This window comes from Aminobacter aminovorans, assembly GCF_900445235.1.
In the GTDB taxonomy this organism is placed as follows: domain Bacteria; phylum Pseudomonadota; class Alphaproteobacteria; order Rhizobiales; family Rhizobiaceae; genus Aminobacter; species Aminobacter aminovorans.
On record NZ_UFSM01000001.1, the window covers coordinates 3,599,863 to 3,616,877 of the forward strand.

Sequence of the window (17,015 nt, forward strand, 5' to 3'; positions counted from 1 at the left end):
CCTACAGCACGTGGTAGCTGCGGCCGTGATAGATCAGCGGGCGAAGGTTATCGCCGATGCGCAGGCCTGTCACCTTGCCAAACATGACACGATGGGTGGCCAGTTCCTTGGCGTCGACGAGCTCGCAGTCGAACACGGCAACAGCGCCGATGAGGACCGGCGCGCCTGATGCCAGCACCTCCCACTCGCCAAGCGCGAAGCGCTGTTCGGGCAAGAGGCCCGTGACACCGGAGAAGGCCACGGCCAGAGGCTCGTGCCTGGCGGCGAGCGTGTTGAGGGCGAAGTTGCCGTTCCTGACGAACAGGTCGTTGTTGGGGTTCTCACGGTTGACGCAGACAAGCACCATCGGCGGAGTGTCCGATACCGAACATGCGGCGATGACGGTGGCACCACGTTTTCCCGCCGGACCGTCGGTGGTCACCAGATGCACCGCGCCGGCAAAATGGCTCATCGCGTCCCGGTAGGCCTGCGGCCCGACTTCAAACTTCTTCAACACCGCATTTTCCTGCAACGAGACATACCCGCTATATATGGCCGCATCGTCCGGGTCACAAGCTGACATGGCACAAGCACGTTGCGCTTGGCCTGGCCAGGCAGTAGGTCAGGTAAACCGCGCAAACTTGGCCGCAGAGAGGATTTTTCGGAGCGAATGCGAGCCGCAACGGCCATCACCACCTTGTTCGTCGCCTCGCTTGCGGCGCTTGCCGCCCATGCCGAACCGGTGAAGCTCGGGCTTGCAGCACCGTTGTCGGGCCCGTCGGCGATCCTTGGCGAACAGGTCAGTGCCGGCGCGCAGCTTGCTGCGACCCAAAATGAAGCCTCGCTGGTGGTAGCCGATGACGGCTGCACCGCCGAAGGCGGCGCCAAGGCGGCCCAAAGCTTCGTCGACGCCAAAGTGTCGGTCGCCACAGGCTTTCTCTGCACCGAGGCGGTCGAGGCCGCGCTGCCCGTGCTCAAGGCCGCCAATATCCCTGTCATCACTGTCGGCGTGCGCACCGACAGCCTCACTGACCAGCACGACAAGACAGGTTGGCTGGTGTTTCGCCTGGGTCCGCGCGGCGACGGAGAGCGCAACGCGACAGCTTCGATGCTGACGCGTCTCTGGAACGACGAGCTGTTTGCCATCGTTGACGACGGCACGATCTATGGCCGCGAGCTGGCCGAGAGCTTTCGCGCCAGCGCCGAACAGGCCGGCTTGAAGCCGGTGTTCTTCGACACTTACAGGCCACAGCTCGACAACCAGGTCGCGCTGATCGGCCGGCTGCGCAAGGCCGGCGCCACGCATGTCTTCGTCGGCGGCGACGGTGAGGACATCGCGGTGATGGGCCGTGACGCCGCCACACTCGGCGTCGACATCACTTTCGCCGGCGGCGAGACGCTGCGTGTCGCCGACCGCACGGTGCCGCCCGCAACAGGCACGTTGATGATCGCACCGCCCGAATGGTCTGATGTCGCGAAGCCGGAAGTGCGTTCGGCGTTCGAAGCGGCCAAGACGATGACCGACGGCTACACTTTGCCCGGCTATGCCGCGGTAGAGGTTGCCGGTGCTGCGGCGCGGCTTGCCGCGTCAAGCGGCAAGCCTGTCGCGGACATGCTGACGGGTCAGGACTTCGACAGCGCCATCGGCAACATCCGCTTCGACGCCAAGGGCGACCTCGTGGAAAGCCCGTTTCGGCTGTTTCGTTTCGACGGAACCAATTACCTGCCTGCAGAGACCCAGTGATGCCGCCAGCCACGTTAAGAGCCGGACCTCTGAACCTGATCACCGACGTCGCCGGCCTGCGCGTCGGCAACGCCACCGATCAAAAGCTGAAGTCGGGCGTCACGGTAGTGGCCTGCGACACTCCCGCCACCGCAGCTTGCCAGGTGCTGGGCGGCGCGCCGGGAACGCGCGAGACCGACCTGCTCGAAGCGCATAACACCGTCGAAACGATCAACGCTATTGCACTCTCGGGCGGCTCGGCCTTCGGCCTGGATGCTGCGTCGGGCGTCCAGGCGGCGCTGCGCGAACAAGGCGTCGGCTTTGCCATGCGCGACCAGGTGATCCCGATCGTGCCGGCGGCGATCCTGTTCGACATGCTGAATGGCGGCGACAAGGACTGGGGCCGCTATCCGCCCTATCGCGAGCTTGGCTACGAGGCGGTGCAGGCCGCGGCGCCCGAATTCGCGCTGGGCACTGCGGGCGCCGGCACCGGCGCTCTGACCGCCGGCCTCAAGGGCGGCCTGGGCTCGGCCTCTACTGTCTTGCCCAATGGCGTGACAGTCGGCGCGCTTGTCGCGGTCAACGCGACGGGATCTGTGACCGTCGGGCGCACCAGGCATTTCTGGGCGGCACCGTTCGAGCTGGACGGCGAGTTCGGCGGGCTGGGTTTTCCTTCGCCGATGCCAGCGAACGCTTCGCGCGTGTTCAAGAAATACGAGGAAGACAACAGCGCGGTTGCCAATACCACCATTGCCGTCATCGCCACCGACGCGGTGCTGAGCAAGGCTGCCGCCAAGCGGATGGCAATCTCGGCGCATGACGGTTTCACCCGCGCCATCTGGCCGGTTCACACGCCTTTCGACGGCGATCTGGTGTTCGCGCTCGCCACCGGTGCAAGTGGAATCGAGGTCGGGCAGGCCGAAGTCATCGACTTCTTCGCCGCCGCCGCCTCGACCATGGCGCGCGCGATTGCGCGGGGCGTATTTGCGGCGACTGCCATGTCAGGCGACATCATGCCGGTGTGGACGACGCGCAAAGGCTGAGCCAAAATCCTTTGATGTCTGTATGTTAGCGCCTTCGATTGAAAAAATGATTCAACTGCAGAGAGGGGCCACCGCCATGAAAGTGATGAAGCTTCTTTGTTTCGCAGCCCTGTCGCTGTGCACCGCCTCGCAGGTGGCACTGGCGGGCGACGCCGCCGAACTCAACGTGCTCGGCTTCAGCGCCGACGGCAAGGTGTTCGCCTTCGAAGAATACGGCATCCAGGACGGTTCGGGCTTCGCCTATGCCAACCGCTTCTACATCGACACCACGTCGGACGCGTTCCTGCCCGGCACGCCGGTGCGCGTGCAGATGGAGGACGAAAGCATCGGCCTCGATGCGGCGCGCGCGGAAGCACGCAAGCGCGGCGACAAGGTCGTCAAGGAGGATGAACTCGCCGCCAATCGCGGCCGCCTCGCCGGCTTCAACGCGGTGACCGAGACAAGCGCCGATCCATTCAGCATGACGGTCAACCCACGCCCGGTGTTCCCACCCATCGACCCGCAGCTCGCGTTCAAGCTCGAGGAGATTTCCTTCGGCGAGATCGAACGCTGCGCCGGCCTCGGTCCGGTCAAGGGTTTCAAGCTGGTCCGTGTCGGTGACGGCGGAAAGACCGACGTATTGCAGGAAGACAAGGATGTGCCGCAGAGTCGCGGTTGCCCGACCGGCTACCGCATCGGCGGCGTGCAGACCTTCTTCGGTGATGGCGGCACAGCTGCCTATGCCGTGCTGGTCACCGTCATCCGCCATGGCTTCGAGGGACCGGACCACCGCTGGATCGCCGTGACGGGGCGGCTTTGAGCGACACGATTGCCGTGGGCCCGGCTCGTTCCAAGGCCAAAGTACTTATGCGCCTACGCCGCAAGCTGGGCCAGGCGCTGCCGTCGCTGCAGCTAGCCGTTCTCGGCGCCGCGGTGTGGGGCTTTGCAATGGGCGCCAGCGCGTTCCTGACACTTCTGTTCGACCATTGGGAAACGCCGGTTCGCATCCGCGCGGTCGTGCTGCTATTCGCGCTCGCCGGCGCCATCGCCTTCCCCATCGGCTGGACGCTCGCACGCCTTTTGTCATGCCGTCGCAGCCGCGAGACCGCGTTCGCGGCTGCGTTCGTATCGCTCGGCGTGGTGACAGTCGGCCTGACCGCCTTGTTCTACGCGCTGCAGTACCGGGCCTATTATGCCGAGTGGCATGCTGCGCCCTTCACCATTACCTGGGCGTTCCAGTTCGTTTTCACCGGGCTTGTCGCGCTCTATCAATTCGCCGTTCTGGGCCTGCGCCTCTATTTTCCCGGCGGATTCGTCGCCCTTTTCGCCGCAGCTTCGTGGTTTGCCAGCCGTTCGCGTTGAGCATTGCTGCTACCTCTGTTAGGGGAGCCGCAACGAAACCACAGCTGGACGAGCCCCGCCATGATCCCTCGCTATTCCCGGCCCGAGATGGTCGCCATCTGGTCTCCCGAAACCCGGTTCCGGATCTGGTTCGAGATCGAGGCCCATGCCTGTGACGCGCTGGCCGAAATCGGTGTCATCCCCAAGGAAGCCGCGAAGACGATCTGGGAAAAGGGCGGTGCCGCCACCTTCGACGTCGAGCGCATCGACGAGATCGAACGCGTCACCAAGCATGACGTCATCGCCTTCCTGACCCATCTCGCCGAATTCGTCGGCCCGGATTCGCGTTTCATCCACCAGGGCATGACCTCGTCCGACGTGCTCGACACCTGCCTTTCGGTGCAGCTGGTGCGCGCCACCGACATTCTGCTCGGCGACCTCGACGCGCTTCTGGCCGCTCTCAAGCGCCGCGCCTTCGAGCACAAGGATACCGTCACTATCGGCCGCAGCCATGGCATCCACGCCGAGCCGACGACCTTCGGCGTCAAGCTGGCGCTGGCCTTCGCCGAGTTCACCCGCTGCCGCGAGCGTCTGGTGCATGCCCGCGAGGACATCGCCACCTGTGCCATCTCGGGCGCCGTCGGTACCTTCGCCAACATCGACCCGCGCGTCGAGGAGCATGTCGCCGCCAAGCTCGGCCTGAAGCCGGAGCCCGTGTCGACGCAGGTCATCCCGCGCGACCGCCACGCCATGTTCTTTGCGACGCTTGGCGTCATTGCCTCGTCGATCGAGCGCCTGGCCACCGAAATCCGCCATCTGCAGCGCACCGAGGTGCTGGAAGCGGAAGAGTACTTCTCGCCGGGCCAGAAGGGCTCGTCGGCAATGCCGCACAAGCGCAACCCCGTGCTGACCGAAAACCTGACCGGCCTCGCCCGCATGGTCCGTTCCTATGCCGCACCGGCGATGGAGAACGTGGCACTGTGGCATGAGCGCGACATCTCGCACTCGTCGGTCGAACGCATGATCGGCCCGGATGCCACGGTCACCCTCGACTTCGCGCTGGCCCGCCTGACCAATGTCATCGACAAGCTCCTCGTCTATCCCGACAACATGCTGAAGAACATGAACAAGTTCCGCGGCCTGGTGCATTCGCAGCGGGTGCTGCTGGCCCTCACCCAGGCCGGCGTTTCGCGCGAGGACGCCTACCGTCTTGTTCAGCGCAACGCCATGAAGGTTTGGGAAGAAGGCAAGGATTTCCTTGAGGAACTTCTTGCCGACAAGGACGTGACCGCTGCCTTGCCGGAAGCGGAAATTCGTGAAAAATTCGACCTCGGCTATCACACCAAGCACGTCGACACGATCTTCCGCCGCGTTTTTGGATAAGGATCTGCATGCGCCTGGCTGTCGTCTCAGACATCCACGGAAACATTCGCGCGCTGGAAGCCGTCCATGCGCGCATCAAGGACAGTTCCCCCGACCTGACAGTCAATCTGGGGGACTGTCTCTCCGGCCCGCTGTGGCCGGAAGAGACCGCCCAATACCTGATGGCCGAGAACTGGCCGACGGTGCGCGGCAACCACGACCGGGCCCTGACCGAAACGTCGGTGCCCGATCCGGAAAAGGTCGACGGCTTCACGCACCAATGCCTGTCGGCAGCATCACGTCAGTGGATTTCGGCCCTTCCGGCCAGCTTGAGCCTGCCGCCAGAAATCCTGCTTTGCCATGGCAGCCCTGAAGACGACGAGGTTTTCCTGCTCGAGGAGGACGGCGGCGACCACTTCTATCCGTCGGACGAAGCGCAGATTGCCCGGAAGCTGGGCAAGATCGATGCCCGCCTGATCCTGTGTGGCCATACGCATACGCCGCGTATCGCCCTGATTTCCGGCTGGGCAGTTCTCAATCCGGGCAGCGTCGGCGTGCAGGCCTTCCCAGGGCTGACGGTGACAGGTAGCCCGCATGCGCGCTTTGCCATCGCCACCCTGGAGAAGGGCGAGTGGACCTTTGTCCATCATGCCATAGCCTACGACTGGAGTGAGGCTGCGCAGCGCGCCGAGGCTACGGGCTTCGCCAGTTGGAGCCATGGCTTGTTGACCGGCTACGCGGGCAAGCGGAGCTGAGAGGGCGCAGGCCCGAAACGCGCCTTGCCCCTATTATGCTGCGAATGCATCCATCAGGATGAAGGTAGGGTCCCGGCGCTGGTGCTTGTTGATCAGCGGTACCAGCCGCCGGAAATGCTCGGACGCGCAGTGGATGTCGAGAGCCGCCCGATCTGGCCATTGTTCGACGAAGACGAAATGTCCTGGATCCTTCTGATCGACGAACAGATCGTAGGACAGGCAGAGCGGCTCCTGCCGCGTCTTCTCCACCAGCTCGGCATAGAGCGGCCGCACCATCTCGATGAACTCAGGCTTGATAAAATCCTGAGCTATGACTTTCAGCATGTTTGTCCCGGTCCTGCATTCTCAATGGCCGAACCGCCGGCTCGGCAGGTTCGGCCATCGGCTTAGCACAGGCCTTGGCCAGTTGCTGTCAGGAGGAACTCAGCCCGGTTGGCCGGGAACCGCACGGATGACGGTGCCCCAAGGATCTTCGTAGGTCGAGGCAGTCTTGGCTTCAGCCGAGCGCATCTCGACCCAGGCAAGGCCGGTCAGCGAGGCGTCGCGCTTGCCCGCACCCGGGCTCTGCCAGGAATTGGCGCCGATGTGGTGGTGATAACCGCCCGAGGACAGGAAGACAGCGCTGTTGCCGTATTCCGCAACCTTGTCGAAGCCGAACTGGCTGTGCCACCACCGGGCGGCCGCAGCGGGATCGCCGACGCGCAGGTGGACATGGCCGACGATGCTGTTTTCGGGCGCGCCCTGCCAGCCGGCGTCGCCCTCGGGCACTTCCGATACGATCGAGCCGATGTCGAGCTGCCTGGTCGCCATCTCGACCTGCGCGCCATTCCACTTCCAGCCATCATGCGCACGGTCGGAGTAGATCTCGATGCCGTTGCCTTCCGGGTCAGTGAGATAGAGCGCCTCGCTGACCAGATGGTCGGAGGCGCCGTCGACCGGAATGTGCCTGTCGATGGCATGCTTGATCCAGCGGCCGAGATCGGTGCGGCTGGGCAGCAGGAATGCGGTGTGGAAAAGGCCGGCGCTGCGGGGATCGTCGGGTTTGGCTGCCTTGTCGGCCTCGATGTCGAGCAAGGCGCGACTGCCGGCGCCGAGCGTGATCGTCTCGCCGTCGCGCTTGAGCTCCTGCAGGCCGACGACGTCACGGTAGAAACCGGCCAGCGTATTCGCATCGCGAGCCTTGAGGCCGACGCGGGAAACGCTGATCGGGGTCGTCGCGGCAAAGGGAATGTTGCTCATCCTGGGCTCCGTGTGGCCGGCCCGCACTCCGGCACCCAATGCGAGGAGTGCCGCGCTGCCAACCAGTTTGCGTCGTGTCAGTTCCAAAATCCACTCTCCGCCAACACGGCTGTTTTTCTCCAGCCATAGATCGGCTGAGCGCATCGTTCACACAAGTCAGCAAAGACCGAACACGTCGTTCAACGATTCGATATCAATTGGAAGATTGCACGACCGAGACTTAGATCGTCGGCAAAAGTTCCGTTGTGCCAGTCGGCAATCACCGGAGACAATCCTATCTCCGGCCGGCTACCTGTCCGGCTCATAAATGCGATCCTGGTGCACGTCATGAACGACAATGAACATACAACAACGCTCAGGCCGGCACGGAGCGGGGACGGACGAGCGGTGTTTGACGTGACGCGACATTCCGTGCGTGAGCTGGCGAAGGAGCACTACTCCGCCGAACAGATTGCCGGATGGATGGGCGATCGGACGCCGGACACTTACGAAGCCCTTATAGCCAAAGGGCTGATGGTCGTTGCCGAGCAAGGCGACAGGATCGTCGGCTTCGTCGATTCCGAGCCAGGCGAGGTGACGCGGCTATTCCTCCTTGCCGATGTGGCAGGTTCAGGCCTCGGCAAAATGCTGCTCGAAATCGGCATCCGGAATGCTCGACAGGACCACGAAGGGCCGATCCGGGTAGAATCGACAGTCAATGCCGAGGGCTTCTATCGCCGCCACGGCTTCCGCGCGGTCGAGCGCGGCTATTTCTCCCACGGCGTCGGTGGTGACCCGATCGAGATCGTGCACATGGAGCTCTGAGCTGCACCGCCTTGCACCAGCAAGATCGGATCGCTACATCCGCGACATGAAGGTAAAAGACGCCGATATCATCATCGTGCCCGGATACACCAATTCGGGGGCCGCCCACTGGCAGAGCCGCTGGGAAGAGAAGCTGTCGACCGCGCGCCGTGTCGAGCAGGACGAGTGGTCGAAGCCCGTCCGCGAGGACTGGACGGACAAGGTCATCAAGGCGGTGAACGCGGCCGAGCGGCCAGTGGTGCTTGTTGCCCACTCGCTCGGCATTCCGACGGTCATCCACGCCATTCCAGGCTTCAAGAAGTTCGTGGCCGGCGGCTTCTTCGTGGCGCCGCCCGATGTGTCCAACCCGGCCCTCAAGCCGAAGCACCTGATGACCTTCGGCCCCTACCCGCGCAATCCGCTGCCGTTTCCGTCCGTGGTGGTCGCCAGCCGCAACGACCCCTATTGCTCACTCGACGTCGCCGAGGATATCGCGGCGGCCTGGGGCTCGCTGTTCATCGACGCCGGTGATTCCGGCCACATCAACGCCGATTCAGGCCACGGGCCATGGCCTGAGGGATCGATGGTGTTCGCGCAGTTCCTGTCGCGGCTGGAAGGTTAGCCGAGCGACTTCTTGAGATCCGCCAGAAGGCCCGCTGCACCGGCAGCGATCAGCTGGTGCTCGGAGCCTGTCGCCAGCAGCTGGTAGCCCATGTCGACGAAACGCCCCGCGATCTTTGGATCAGTGACGTAGATGCCGGCATGCTTGCCGGCAGCACGGGTCCTCCTGCCGACATCGGCGACCGTTTCCATCATCGCCTCGAGCGTCGAATTGATCGTCTCGCCCTTGGTCCAGGCTATGGAGAAATCGCCAGGCCCAAGGAAAATGCCGTCGATGCCAGGCGTATCCAGGATGCCGTCGAGCACGGCAACCGCCGCGTGCGTCTCGACCATGGCGAAGGAGACGGTACGGGCGTTGCTCTCCTTCAGCCATTTGACCGAATCCTTGCTGCCGTGACGGGGTGCCGCGAAGGTCGGACCCCAGGAGCGCTCGCCCAGCGGCGGATACTTCATCGCGGCGGCAAAGCGCCTGGCATCCTCGACCGAATTGACCATCGGCGCGATGACTGCCTCGGCGCCGAAGTCGAGTGCGCGGCTCGCCATGTCGAAGCGGCCAACCGGGACGCGGACGAGCGAATGCTTGCCGGCCCGCAGCACGGGCGCGATCGAGCGCAGCACGCTGTCTTCATTGTGGCCGCCATGCTGCATGTCGAGGGTAACGGCATCGAAACCCTGCCCGGCAAGGATTTCGACAGTCAATGCGTCCGGCACGCCAGACCAGGCGGTGATGATGGTCTCGTTGGCGTGCAGTCTCTCGGCAAGCGACATTCTTCTCTCCTCAGGTCGTAGCCATTTCAACCGGAAGCTGGCGTCGGCGCAAACAAAAACCGCCCGGAATGCGGGCGGTTCGTTGGTCCAGGCAGCCGAAACCAGCCGCCCGGTATCCAGAAATGGGGCTGGATCAGGTGTTCTTGATCTGGTCGATCGCCTGCGCCATCAGCTCGTCCATGGTACGGCGGATCTGGTGGTCGGATTGGTCGACGCCGGCAGCGTCGAAATCGGCGCGGATCTTGCGGAAAACGTCATGGTCGCCGGCTTCCTCGATGTCGGAAACCACGACTTCCTTGGCATAAGCGTCGGCATCGGCGCCCGACTTGCCGAGCTTTTCGGCAGCCCAGAGGCCGAGGGCCTTGTTGCGCCGCGCATTTGCCTTGAAGCGCAGCTCTTCGTCGAAGACGAACTTGCGCTCAAAACCTTCTTCGCGGTCCTTCATGTTGCTCATGGCAATCCTCCAAGGCGTGGGAAATCGATTCGACTTCCGGTGCATATGATATCGACTTCCTCAAACCAAAAGCCCGCCGCCCGGTCAATATCTCTCTTTTGCACCATTTGCATGTGCGGTGCGGCATTTCCGCAGCAAAAGGCGTTGATTGGCGGGAAATGATGATTGAGCAATTGGCCCGATTAAGATAGAGACCGGCCTTGAAACCCACAGCCGCCGCGGCTTTGCGGCGTGAGAAAGGGACCGGTAACTTGCCGTCCACCCTTCCAACCAGAGAATCATTCAAATGAAGAATCGCCGCCGCATCTACGAAGGCAAGGCCAAGATCCTTTATGAAGGCCCCGAGCCGGGCACCCTGATCCAGTTCTTCAAGGACGACGCCACCGCCTTCAACAAGAAGAAGCATGAAGTCGTCGACGGCAAGGGCGTGCTCAACAACCGCATTTCCGAGCACATCTTCAACCATCTGAACCGCATGGGCATTCCGACCCACTTCATCCGCCGCCTCAACATGCGCGAGCAGCTGATCAAGGAAGTCGAGATCATCCCGCTTGAGGTCGTTGTCCGCAACGTCGCAGCCGGCTCGCTGGCCAAGCGCCTCGGTATCGAGGAAGGCACCGTGCTGCCGCGCTCGATCATCGAGTTCTACTACAAGGCCGACGCGCTCGACGATCCGATGGTCTCGGAAGAACACGTCACCGCCTTTGGCTGGGCGAGCCCGCAGGAAATCGACGACATCATGGCGCTGGCCATCCGCGTCAACGACTTCCTCTCCGGCCTGTTCATGGGCGTCGGCATCCAGCTCGTCGACTTCAAGATCGAATGTGGCCGCCTGTTCGAAGGCGACATGATGCGCATCGTGGTCGCCGACGAGATTTCGCCCGACAGCTGCCGCCTGTGGGACGTCGCCACCCAGGACAAGCTCGACAAGGACCGCTTCCGCCGCGACATGGGCGGGCTGGTCGAGGCCTACCAGGAAGTGGCGCGCCGTCTCGGCATCATGAACGAGAACGAGACGCCCCGCCCGACCGGGCCGGTCCTCGTCAAGCACTGACAAAATCCAAGCACGGGCGCGAGTAACTTCGCGCCCGACTGTTTTCCAATTCTGCTCCGGAGTGAAATGCCCGTGATCAAGGCCCGCGTCACCGTCACCCTCAAGAACGGCGTGCTCGACCCCCAAGGCAAGGCAATCGAACATGCGCTCGACGGCCTCGGCTTCGGCGGCGTCGGCTCGGTGCGCCAGGGCAAGGTCTTCGACGTCGAAATCGAAGGCGCCGACAAGGCCAAGGCGGAAGCCGACCTCAACGCCATGTGCGAGAAGCTTCTGGCGAATACGGTGATCGAGAATTACGCAGTGGAGATTGCCTGACGTGAAATCAGCAGTCGTTCTCCTCCCCGGCCTCAACCGCGACCGCGACATGATCGCGGCGCTGACCAAGATTTCGGGCAAGGCGCCCGTCACCGTCTGGCAGACCGACACGGAAATCCCCGATGTCGACCTGATTGCCATTCCCGGTGGCTTCTCCTTCGGCGACTACCTGCGTTGCGGCGCGATCGCCGCCCGCATGCCGGTGATGCGTGCGGTGGCCGAGAAGGCCGCCAAGGGGGTGCAGGTCGTCGGCGTCTGCAACGGCTTCCAGATCCTCGTCGAAGCCGGCCTGCTGCCCGGCGCCTTGATGCGCAACGCCTCGCTGAAGTTCGTCTGTCGCGAAGTGAAGCTCGAGATCGCCAACGCCAACACCGCCTTCACCCGCAACTACACTGCCGGCCAGATCATCCGTTGCCCGGTGGCGCATCACGACGGCAACTATTTTGCCGATCCCGAGACGTTGGCGCGCATCGAGGGCGAAGGCCAGGTCGTGGTCCGCTACGCCGAGGGCACCAACCCGAATGGCTCGATCAACGACATTGCCGGCATCATCAACGACAAGGGCAATGTGCTTGGCCTGATGCCGCACCCGGAAAATCTGATCGAGGCAGCGCATGGCGGCAATGACGGCCGCGCGCTGTTCGAGAGCGCACTCGGGCTGCCCAAGGCAGCCTGAGCCAACCTCCTCCCTCACCATCTGAAAAAAGGCGGACATCGGCGCATGAAGTCTCTGCGGATTCTGGCGGCAACGGCCGCAGTCATCGGCCTCGCCGCCTGCAATTCCGACCCGAAGACGCCGCCTCCGTCGCCGTCCGGCAAGAGCGCATCGCTGCGTTCGATGGAACAGGTGGCGATTGCTGCCCACAAATGCTGGTTCGCCAGCAAGGACCCGGCCTTCAAGAAGTACCAGATGGCCAACGAGCTCAACAATTTCGGCGGCACGCCGCGGTTCCTGCTTGTTCCCGCCAAGCAGTATGGCGCGCGCCCACTGCTTGTCGTGCAGGCGCAAGGCAATTCGAGCCAGGTCCAGGTGTTCGGTCCGCTGATGAGCGAAGCGCTCGGCGCCCGCATCGGCTCTGATATCAATCGCTGGCGCAGCGGCGACGCATCCTGCGGCGCGGCCGCCTGATCACTCCGGACTGACAACTCGCCGTTTGCCCGCCTCTTGTGCCTTCGGGGCAAAAGAGGTGGAGGCACCAGGGGCGCGCCTCCACCTAAACCGAACCGTCCGTGGGTCGTGACGGCTCGCGACCATGGGAGTGGTCAATCGTAGAAGGGGCGCAGCCCTTCGCGATAAGCGTCGCAGCGTGAAATTCCGATATCGGCGAGCTGGTCGTCGGTCAGCTCCAACAGTGCCAGCCTGGTGCGCCGCCGCTCCATGCAAAATGCCAGCCAGCGCACGAAGCCGCGAAGCCCGCCACGCTTCCTGTGCGGAGATGCAGCCGTGGCAACTCCACCAATTGCATCAATTGTACTCATATCCATTGTCCGCATTGTGTCTATTGGTAACGATTGATCCTATGAATTGACTCACGGACGATAGCAATTTAGGAATTGTCACCATGACAATTTGGCTTCCAAACCTTACATCAGGCTCCGGCCCGCTCTATCTCAGGTTGGCCGAGCGTATCGAGAACGACATCGACAACGGCATACTCGCCTCCGGTGCCAAGCTGCCGCCGCAGCGTGACCTGGCCTACGACATCGGCGTGACCATCGGCACGGTCGGTCGCGCCTATGCGCTGCTGCGCGAACGCGGACTGGTGAGCGGCGAGGTCGGCCGCGGCACCTATGTGTTGGAACGCAACGGCATCCAGCCATCCATCATCGAGCCGACTCCCCTGCCCCATGAAGGATCGCGGTCGGTGGAGGCGCCAGCGGGCAAGCTGCATTTCGACAGCACGGCTGCGCCCAATGTCGGGCAGAACAGTGCAATCGAGACAATCACCTCGGCGATCTGCCGCGATTATCCCGACGACGTTGCGAGTTACGCCCGGAACTTCCCCGAGCACTGGTTCAGGGCCGGCAGCGCCTGGCTGTCGCGCAACGGCTTTGCCCCCTCGCCCGACACGATTGTGCCGACGCTTGGCGCGCATGCGGCGATCGTTTCGATCATCGCAGCGGTGACGCAACCCGGCGATTTCATCGTGTTCGAGCACCTGACCTATACGCAGGTGGCGCGCAGCGCCGGACTGATCGGGCGGCGCATGGCGCTTGTCCGGTCAGACCCCCATGGCATCGACCCCGACGATTTCGAGGCCGTCTGCGCACAGAAGCATCCGAAGGTGGCCTTCCTGATGCCGACTGGGCAGAATCCGACCGGCGCGACCATGCCGGCCGAGCGGCGCGCCGCAATCGCCGAAGTCGCGCGCAGGTACAATGTCCTGCTGATCGAGGACGACCTGTATGGCGCCTTGACCGACGACCGTACCCCGCTGCTGGCGGAATTTGCACCGGAGCGGGTCTTCGTGGTCGGCGGCCTGTCGAAATCGGTCGCCGCCGGCGTACGCGGCGGCTGGCTCTCCTGCCCGGCGCATTTCCGACACAGCATCCGCGTCGCCCACAAGATGGTCACCGGCGGCATGCCCTTCCTGCTGGCTGAACTGTGCGCGCAACTGGTGCTATCAGGCGAGGCCGCGGCCATTCGCGCCCGCTCGATCGCCGAGATCAATGCGCGTCTCGACATCGTGCGCAAGACACTCGCAGGAGGCGACTTCAACATCGCCGCCAACATCCCCTTCGTCTGGCTTGCCCTGCCGGAGCCCTGGAACTCCGGGACATTCAAGAATGCCGCCTATGGCCAGGGCGTGCTGGTCGATGACGAGGACGAGTTCAAGGCCGGGCGCTCCGACCAGGTTTTCCATCGTGTCCGGATCGGCATTTCGGCGCCGCGCTCACGCGCCGAGGTCGAAGGCGGGCTGATCAAGCTGCGCCGCCTGCTCGACGAGGGTGACGCCGGCTACGACAGCTTCGGCTGAAAGCCGGCAGATCTCAGGCAGATGGCCGTTTCCGTGCCATAAAGGGTGACTTTCTGGCCTTTGGCGGTATATCCCAGCGCAATCATGCGCTATGGAGCCACCAACGCCTCCCCCAACGGATTCTGCGATCTACGATGACCATTCAGAATGACGTGAAGATCACCGGCGAGCTCATCGCCGCGCACGGGCTCAAGCCGGACGAATACCAGCGTATCCTCGACCTTGTCGGACGCGAGCCGAGCTTTACCGAACTCGGCATCTTCTCGGCGATGTGGAACGAGCACTGCTCCTACAAGTCGTCGAAGAAGTGGCTGCGCACGCTGCCGACCAAGGGTGATGTCGTCATCCAGGGCCCTGGCGAGAACGCCGGTGTCGTCGATATCGGCGACGGCGACTGCGTGGTCTTCAAGATGGAGAGCCACAACCACCCTTCCTATATCGAGCCTTACCAGGGGGCTGCGACCGGCGTCGGCGGCATCCTGCGCGACGTCTTCACGATGGGCGCCCGCCCCGTCGCCTCGATGAACGCCCTGCGCTTCGGTGCGCCCGACCACCCCAAGACCCGCCACCTGGTGTCGGGCGTGGTTGCCGGCGTCGGCGGCTATGGCAATGCCTTCGGCGTGCCGACCGTCGGCGGTGAAGTCAATTTCGACGCCCGCTACAATGGCAACATCCTGGTCAACGCCTTCGCCGCCGGCCTCGCCAAGACCGATGGCATCTTCCTGTCGCAGGCCAAGGGCGTCGGCTTGCCGGTCGTCTATCTCGGCGCCAAGACCGGTCGTGATGGCGTCGGCGGCGCGACCATGGCGTCGGCCGAGTTCGACGACAAGATCGACGAGAAGCGCCCGACCGTTCAGGTCGGTGATCCGTTCACCGAAAAATGCCTGCTTGAAGCCTGCCTTGAGCTCATGGCTTCGGGCGCAGTCATCGCCATCCAGGACATGGGTGCTGCCGGGCTGACCTGCTCGGCCGTCGAAATGGGCGCCAAGGGCGACCTCGGCATCGAACTCGACCTCGACAAAGTGCCGGTCCGCGAAGAGCGCATGAGCGCCTATGAGATGATGCTGTCGGAAAGCCAGGAGCGCATGCTCATGGTGCTGCGCCCCGAGAAGGAGAAGGAAGCCGAGGCGATCTTCGTCAAGTGGGGCCTCGACTTCGCGATCGTCGGCAAGACCACCGACGACCTGCGCTTCCGCGTCATCCACGGGGGTGTCGAGGTTGCCAATCTGCCGATCAAGGAACTCGGCGACGAGGCACCCGAATATGACCGCCCGTGGGTCGAGCCGGCCAAGCGCACGGCGCTCGCTGCCGACGACGTACCGCAGGCCGATGTCGCCGACGCCCTGCTCAAGATGCTCGGTGGTCCCGACCTGTCGTCGCGCCGGTGGGTCTACGAGCAGTATGACACGATGATCCAGGGCAACACGCTGCAGCGCCCCGGCGGCGATGCCGGCGTCGTCCGCGTCGAAGGCCACGAGACCAAGGCACTGGCGTTTTCGTCCGACGTGACGCCGCGCTACTGCGAGGCCGATCCCTATGAGGGTGGCAAGCAGGCGGTGGCCGAATGCTGGCGTAATCTGACCGCGACCGGCGCACTGCCGCTCGCCGCCACCGACAACCTCAATTTCGGCAATCCCGAGCGCCCCGAGATCATGGGGCAGTTCGTGCGTGCCGTGACCGGCATCGGCGATGCCTGCCGCGCGCTTGGCTTCCCGATCGTTTCGGGCAACGTGTCGCTCTACAACGAGACCAACGGCCAGGGCATCCTGCCCACGCCGACAATCGGCGGCGTCGGCCTGATCGATGACTGGTCGAAGATGGCCAAGGCCTGCTTTGCCAAGGAGGACGAGGTGATCCTGCTGGTCGGCGGCCCGGCCCAGTGGGGCAGCCACCTCGCCCAGTCGATCTACATGCGCGACGTTCACGGCCGCACCGACGGCCCGCCGCCGGCGGTCGACCTCGAGCACGAGAAGAAGGTCGGCGACTTCGTCCGCAAGCTGATCCGCAGCGGCACGGCCACTGCCGTACACGACCTGTCGGATGGCGGTCTCGCCGTGGCTCTCGCCGAAATGGCGATGACCTCCGGCATCGGTGCCACTGTTCCGGGCCTCAGCGGCACCGACCCGATCCCGGTGTTCTTCGGCGAGGATCAGGGCCGCTATCTGGTCACCGTCAAGCTTGACCCCAAGTCGGCTGAGATGCAGGAATTGTGGAACGAAGCCAAGGCGCTCGGCATCCACGCCCCGTGGATCGGAACGACCGGCGGCAAGGAACTGAAGCTGGGCGAGGCACGGGCCGTGGCGATCGACGAGTTGACCACGGCTCACGAATCCTGGTTCCCTCGCTTCATGGACAACTGAGCGGGAACGACAACATGGCAATGGACGCACACGACATCGAGCGGATGATCAAGGACGGCATTCCGGATGCCCGGGTGACCATCCGCGATCTCGCCGGCGATGGCGACCACTACGCCGCCGAGGTCGTCTCGGAAAGCTTCCGCGGCAAAACCCGCGTGCAGCAGCACCAGATGGTCTACGACGCGCTGAAGGGCAACATGGGCGGCGTGCTGCACGCACTCGCCCTGCAGACCAGCATTCCCGAATAAGGGTCTACGCTCC

At 63.8% G+C, this 17,015-nt stretch carries 21 protein-coding genes; 15 read left to right on the forward strand and 6 right to left on the reverse strand.

Annotation, left to right across the window (positions count from 1 at the left end):
* Position 1: 1 nt before the first annotated feature.
* Entirely contained in the window at positions 2-496 is a 495-nt protein-coding gene (locus DY201_RS17750; protein WP_115733851.1) for a flavin reductase family protein, read from the reverse strand.
* Positions 497-649: 153 nt separating this feature from the next.
* Here DY201_RS17750 and DY201_RS17755 point away from each other — a divergent pair, with 153 nt between their 5' ends.
* From DY201_RS17755 to DY201_RS17780, 6 genes are all read left to right on the forward strand, one after another.
* Entirely contained in the window at positions 650-1,723 is a 1,074-nt protein-coding gene (locus tag DY201_RS17755; RefSeq protein ID WP_115732333.1) for a branched-chain amino acid ABC transporter substrate-binding protein, read from the forward strand.
* Positions 1,723-2,745: a P1 family peptidase gene (locus DY201_RS17760; RefSeq protein WP_115732334.1), complete on the forward strand. Its 1,023-nt coding sequence runs from the start codon at positions 1,723-1,725 to the stop codon at positions 2,743-2,745. The genes DY201_RS17755 and DY201_RS17760 overlap by 1 nt, the downstream gene beginning before the upstream one ends.
* Before the next feature lie 76 nt (positions 2,746-2,821).
* Positions 2,822-3,544: a DUF2259 domain-containing protein gene (locus tag DY201_RS17765; RefSeq protein WP_115732335.1), complete on the forward strand. Its 723-nt coding sequence runs from the start codon at positions 2,822-2,824 to the stop codon at positions 3,542-3,544.
* Positions 3,545-3,591: 47 nt separating this feature from the next.
* Positions 3,592-4,086 (forward strand): hypothetical protein, encoded by a 495-nt coding sequence (locus tag DY201_RS17770; protein ID WP_115732336.1) that lies wholly within the window; start codon positions 3,592-3,594, stop codon positions 4,084-4,086.
* Between the two features lie 60 nt (positions 4,087-4,146).
* Positions 4,147-5,448 (forward strand): adenylosuccinate lyase, encoded by a 1,302-nt coding sequence (gene purB / locus DY201_RS17775; protein WP_115732337.1) that lies wholly within the window; start codon positions 4,147-4,149, stop codon positions 5,446-5,448.
* A gap of 8 nt (positions 5,449-5,456) precedes the next feature.
* Positions 5,457-6,182, forward strand: coding sequence for a metallophosphoesterase family protein (locus DY201_RS17780; protein WP_115732338.1), 726 nt, complete (start codon positions 5,457-5,459; stop codon positions 6,180-6,182).
* A gap of 33 nt (positions 6,183-6,215) precedes the next feature.
* Here DY201_RS17780 and DY201_RS17785 read toward each other — a convergent pair whose 3' ends face one another.
* Together DY201_RS17785 and DY201_RS17790 are read right to left on the reverse strand one after the other, a co-directional pair.
* Positions 6,216-6,506 (reverse strand): putative quinol monooxygenase, encoded by a 291-nt coding sequence (locus DY201_RS17785; protein ID WP_115732339.1) that lies wholly within the window; start codon positions 6,504-6,506, stop codon positions 6,216-6,218.
* Positions 6,507-6,605: 99 nt separating this feature from the next.
* Positions 6,606-7,508: a VOC family protein gene (locus DY201_RS17790; RefSeq protein ID WP_425358735.1), complete on the reverse strand. Its 903-nt coding sequence runs from the start codon at positions 7,506-7,508 to the stop codon at positions 6,606-6,608.
* Between the two features lie 240 nt (positions 7,509-7,748).
* On the opposite strand from DY201_RS17790, the gene DY201_RS17795 reads away from it, so the two are divergent.
* Both DY201_RS17795 and DY201_RS17800 read left to right on the forward strand, forming a co-directional pair.
* Positions 7,749-8,225: a GNAT family N-acetyltransferase gene (locus tag DY201_RS17795; RefSeq protein WP_115732341.1), complete on the forward strand. Its 477-nt coding sequence runs from the start codon at positions 7,749-7,751 to the stop codon at positions 8,223-8,225.
* A 46-nt stretch (positions 8,226-8,271) separates the two neighbouring features.
* Positions 8,272-8,826: an RBBP9/YdeN family alpha/beta hydrolase gene (locus DY201_RS17800; protein WP_115732342.1), complete on the forward strand. Its 555-nt coding sequence runs from the start codon at positions 8,272-8,274 to the stop codon at positions 8,824-8,826.
* On the opposite strand, the gene DY201_RS17805 is transcribed toward DY201_RS17800, so the two are convergent.
* Both DY201_RS17805 and DY201_RS17810 read right to left on the reverse strand, forming a co-directional pair.
* Complete coding sequence (locus tag DY201_RS17805) at positions 8,823-9,593, reverse strand: HpcH/HpaI aldolase family protein (protein ID WP_115732343.1); 771 nt, start codon at positions 9,591-9,593, stop codon at positions 8,823-8,825. The genes DY201_RS17800 and DY201_RS17805 overlap by 4 nt on opposite strands.
* 133 nt (positions 9,594-9,726) lie before the next feature.
* Positions 9,727-10,047, reverse strand: a complete 321-nt coding sequence (locus DY201_RS17810; protein ID WP_115732344.1) for a DUF1476 domain-containing protein — start codon at positions 10,045-10,047, stop codon at positions 9,727-9,729.
* Positions 10,048-10,333: 286 nt separating this feature from the next.
* On the opposite strand from DY201_RS17810, the gene purC reads away from it, so the two are divergent.
* The 4 genes from purC (at position 10,334) to DY201_RS17830 (ending at position 12,545) form a co-directional block, all read left to right on the forward strand.
* Positions 10,334-11,101 (forward strand): phosphoribosylaminoimidazolesuccinocarboxamide synthase, encoded by a 768-nt coding sequence (gene purC / locus DY201_RS17815; protein WP_115732345.1) that lies wholly within the window; start codon positions 10,334-10,336, stop codon positions 11,099-11,101.
* 72 nt (positions 11,102-11,173) lie between these two features.
* Positions 11,174-11,416, forward strand: coding sequence for a phosphoribosylformylglycinamidine synthase subunit PurS (purS, locus tag DY201_RS17820; protein WP_115733852.1), 243 nt, complete (start codon positions 11,174-11,176; stop codon positions 11,414-11,416).
* 1 nt (position 11,417) lies between these two features.
* A complete protein-coding gene (purQ, locus tag DY201_RS17825) occupies positions 11,418-12,092 on the forward strand; it encodes a phosphoribosylformylglycinamidine synthase subunit PurQ (protein ID WP_115732346.1) in 675 nt (224 codons plus the stop codon).
* A gap of 45 nt (positions 12,093-12,137) precedes the next feature.
* Positions 12,138-12,545, forward strand: coding sequence for a hypothetical protein (locus tag DY201_RS17830; RefSeq protein ID WP_115732347.1), 408 nt, complete (start codon positions 12,138-12,140; stop codon positions 12,543-12,545).
* Between the two features lie 134 nt (positions 12,546-12,679).
* Here the strand turns inward: DY201_RS17830 and DY201_RS17835 are convergent, their stop codons facing one another.
* Entirely contained in the window at positions 12,680-12,895 is a 216-nt protein-coding gene (locus tag DY201_RS17835; protein WP_245432028.1) for a DUF1127 domain-containing protein, read from the reverse strand.
* An 83-nt stretch (positions 12,896-12,978) separates the two neighbouring features.
* Between DY201_RS17835 and DY201_RS17840 the strand changes: the two genes are divergently transcribed.
* From DY201_RS17840 to DY201_RS17850, 3 genes are all read left to right on the forward strand, one after another.
* Positions 12,979-14,394, forward strand: a complete 1,416-nt coding sequence (locus DY201_RS17840) for an aminotransferase-like domain-containing protein (protein WP_115732349.1) — start codon at positions 12,979-12,981, stop codon at positions 14,392-14,394.
* A 134-nt stretch (positions 14,395-14,528) separates the two neighbouring features.
* Entirely contained in the window at positions 14,529-16,754 is a 2,226-nt protein-coding gene (gene purL / locus DY201_RS17845; RefSeq protein ID WP_115732350.1) for a phosphoribosylformylglycinamidine synthase subunit PurL, read from the forward strand.
* A gap of 14 nt (positions 16,755-16,768) precedes the next feature.
* Entirely contained in the window at positions 16,769-17,002 is a 234-nt protein-coding gene (locus DY201_RS17850) for a BolA family protein (protein WP_067962623.1), read from the forward strand.
* Positions 17,003-17,015: the final 13 nt, after the last annotated feature.

Bases quoted from the DNA above. Each gene is read 5' to 3' on its own strand.
- DY201_RS17755 (WP_115732333.1), top strand. From the start codon at position 650: ATGCGAGCCGCAACGGCCATCACCACCTTGTTCGTCGCCTCGCTTGCG.
- DY201_RS17760 (WP_115732334.1), top strand. From the start codon at position 1,723: ATGCCGCCAGCCACGTTAAGAGCCGGACCTCTGAACCTGATCACCGAC.
- DY201_RS17765 (WP_115732335.1), top strand. From the start codon at position 2,822: ATGAAAGTGATGAAGCTTCTTTGTTTCGCAGCCCTGTCGCTGTGCACC.
- DY201_RS17770 (WP_115732336.1), top strand. From the start codon at position 3,592: ATGCGCCTACGCCGCAAGCTGGGCCAGGCGCTGCCGTCGCTGCAGCTA.
- purB (WP_115732337.1), top strand. From the start codon at position 4,147: ATGATCCCTCGCTATTCCCGGCCCGAGATGGTCGCCATCTGGTCTCCC.
- DY201_RS17780 (WP_115732338.1), top strand. From the start codon at position 5,457: ATGCGCCTGGCTGTCGTCTCAGACATCCACGGAAACATTCGCGCGCTG.
- DY201_RS17785 (WP_115732339.1), bottom strand. From the start codon at position 6,506: ATGCTGAAAGTCATAGCTCAGGATTTTATCAAGCCTGAGTTCATCGAG.
- DY201_RS17795 (WP_115732341.1), top strand. From the start codon at position 7,749: ATGAACGACAATGAACATACAACAACGCTCAGGCCGGCACGGAGCGGG.
- DY201_RS17800 (WP_115732342.1), top strand. From the start codon at position 8,272: ATGAAGGTAAAAGACGCCGATATCATCATCGTGCCCGGATACACCAAT.
- DY201_RS17805 (WP_115732343.1), bottom strand. From the start codon at position 9,593: ATGTCGCTTGCCGAGAGACTGCACGCCAACGAGACCATCATCACCGCC.
- DY201_RS17810 (WP_115732344.1), bottom strand. From the start codon at position 10,047: ATGAGCAACATGAAGGACCGCGAAGAAGGTTTTGAGCGCAAGTTCGTC.
- purC (WP_115732345.1), top strand. From the start codon at position 10,334: ATGAAGAATCGCCGCCGCATCTACGAAGGCAAGGCCAAGATCCTTTAT.
- DY201_RS17830 (WP_115732347.1), top strand. From the start codon at position 12,138: ATGAAGTCTCTGCGGATTCTGGCGGCAACGGCCGCAGTCATCGGCCTC.
- DY201_RS17835 (WP_245432028.1), bottom strand. From the start codon at position 12,895: ATGAGTACAATTGATGCAATTGGTGGAGTTGCCACGGCTGCATCTCCG.
- DY201_RS17840 (WP_115732349.1), top strand. From the start codon at position 12,979: ATGACAATTTGGCTTCCAAACCTTACATCAGGCTCCGGCCCGCTCTAT.
- purL (WP_115732350.1), top strand. From the start codon at position 14,529: ATGACCATTCAGAATGACGTGAAGATCACCGGCGAGCTCATCGCCGCG.
- DY201_RS17850 (WP_067962623.1), top strand. From the start codon at position 16,769: ATGGCAATGGACGCACACGACATCGAGCGGATGATCAAGGACGGCATT.